This window comes from Candidatus Obscuribacterales bacterium (assembly GCA_036703605.1).
Lineage (GTDB): Bacteria > Cyanobacteriota > Cyanobacteriia > RECH01 > RECH01 > RECH01.
In genome coordinates, this window is sequence record DATNRH010000904.1 from 1 (window position 1) to 1,596 (window position 1,596).

3 protein-coding genes are annotated in these 1,596 nt (G+C 53.8%); all 3 read right to left on the reverse strand.

Annotated features, from left to right (window positions below):
- A partial coding sequence (locus V6D20_18545; protein HEY9817781.1) for a hypothetical protein occupies positions 1-509 on the reverse strand: 509 nt, incomplete at its 3' end.
- Between the two features lie 14 nt (positions 510-523).
- On the reverse strand, positions 524-928 hold the full coding sequence (locus tag V6D20_18550) for a hypothetical protein (GenBank protein HEY9817782.1): 405 nt from the start codon (positions 926-928) through the stop codon (positions 524-526).
- A gap of 10 nt (positions 929-938) precedes the next feature.
- Positions 939-1,241 carry a hypothetical protein gene (locus V6D20_18555; GenBank protein ID HEY9817783.1) on the reverse strand — a complete coding sequence of 101 codons (303 nt, stop codon included), beginning with the start codon at positions 1,239-1,241 and terminating at the stop codon, positions 939-941.
- Between the last annotated feature and the right edge of the window lie 355 nt (positions 1,242-1,596).

A 1,596-nucleotide genomic window follows, 5' to 3' on the forward strand; every position in this document is an offset into this window, starting at 1 on the left:
ATCACCGCTATGTAATCGTCGGCGTCTCCTATACCCGTGTCAGCAGAAGAGTTCTGCACAACGAAGCTAAACAGCGGGGGTTGGGAGGTGGATACATTACCAGACGCCCAGGTAGCACCACTGACGCTGCCAGTGAGGCTTGGTGTTGCTGGAGTAGCAACACCAAAGTTGCTGAAACCGTCGTCCCCGCCCGCAGACTGGTCGTCACGGTGATCGGACTGGATAAACAGATTAGCAGTCTGCACAAACATGTAGGTCTGCTGCCATATGTTGTCGCCGGTAGCTCGGGCTTCCCAGTCCGTGATGGAGGTATAAGTATTAGAAACCATCGGATCGGTCAGACACCAGACATCGGAGTCGTCGCCGGTGCCGGGACCCATCATCCACCACTGACCAAGCGAGTCCTCCCACAGCCCTGGGACACCAGTCTTGCTTAGCTGGGTGCTTGAGGTAGCTTCGCCGTCAAAGGCTATCTTCCAGTTACCGGATACGGTATCGCCAACAGCCATGTGTTAGCCTCCTATCAGAGCGTGAAGAAACCCGAGGCGTTCACCTGTACAACAACATCGACGCCAGTAGCGCCGGCGAGTGGTAGCTCTGCCGCGGAATCCTTATACGCAATGAGATAAGACGTAGCTTCCACACCAGAGTCCACGTAAAGGACATAGGCATCGGCGGTCTCGCCAGTGTCCAGTCCAGTGACAGTCACATCAGCGAAGTCCAACGTACCAGAGGTTGTGGTCTTAGATGTAATTGCCCCCGACGTAGCAAGACGCATCCCAGCAGGGATGTCATCGAGTGCGTCGTGTGCGGTGCTGTAGGTGTATGAAGCAGTGTCAACGAGGACGATCTTGAGTGTTGCCGTATCGACATCGATATCTCCTGCGAGGAAGTGCCCCTTTGCATTGGGATAGATTGCATCAGCCATGAGCTATATCTTACCCGTTCCTCATGTCCTTGGCAAGCTGTAACCGCACTCTTACTGGATCTCCACCAAGAGCTATGATCTCTCCCTCGAGAGCAGCCACCAGAGCATGGAGCTTGTCGATCTCTATACGGAGTCGCCTCAACTCCTCATTCCACATCGCATAGAAAGAAAGCATGGTTTGATCATTGGCCTCCTGCTGACTCGTCGCCAGTTCGATCCGCCTCATACGCTTCTGAATGTAGTAGGCGGATGCTCCACCACCACCGGCGAGGATGGCGAGAACAGGGACTAATATATCTGCGATGATATCCATTCAACTCACCAGCTCCTTGAAGAACTTCCAACCCTCTAACCAGAAATGCCAGTTGAGCCACAGCAATATGGAGCCCATGAGGAACAGGATGATGGAGGCACCAGTCTGGGAGGCCCAGTTCCTGATCCACCAGATGTGATGAGTGAGCATCTCATTCCCATACTGCCTACCCCACCACTCACCCACGAAGAAGGCAAGGAGCCAGATTATCCAGAAGATTGTTGGGCCGTCAAGATCCCAGGGATTCGAGCTTGTTCGCATAATCCTCCAGTCTAGCTTCCAGTTCCTGGATTGCAACTACCAGGGCAGGAACGATCTCCATGTATGCCACACCCAGGATCTCACCCTCACGGAA

Bases quoted from the DNA above. Each gene is read 5' to 3' on its own strand.
- V6D20_18550 (HEY9817782.1), bottom strand. From the start codon at position 928: ATGGCTGATGCAATCTATCCCAATGCAAAGGGGCACTTCCTCGCAGGA.
- V6D20_18555 (HEY9817783.1), bottom strand. From the start codon at position 1,241: ATGGATATCATCGCAGATATATTAGTCCCTGTTCTCGCCATCCTCGCC.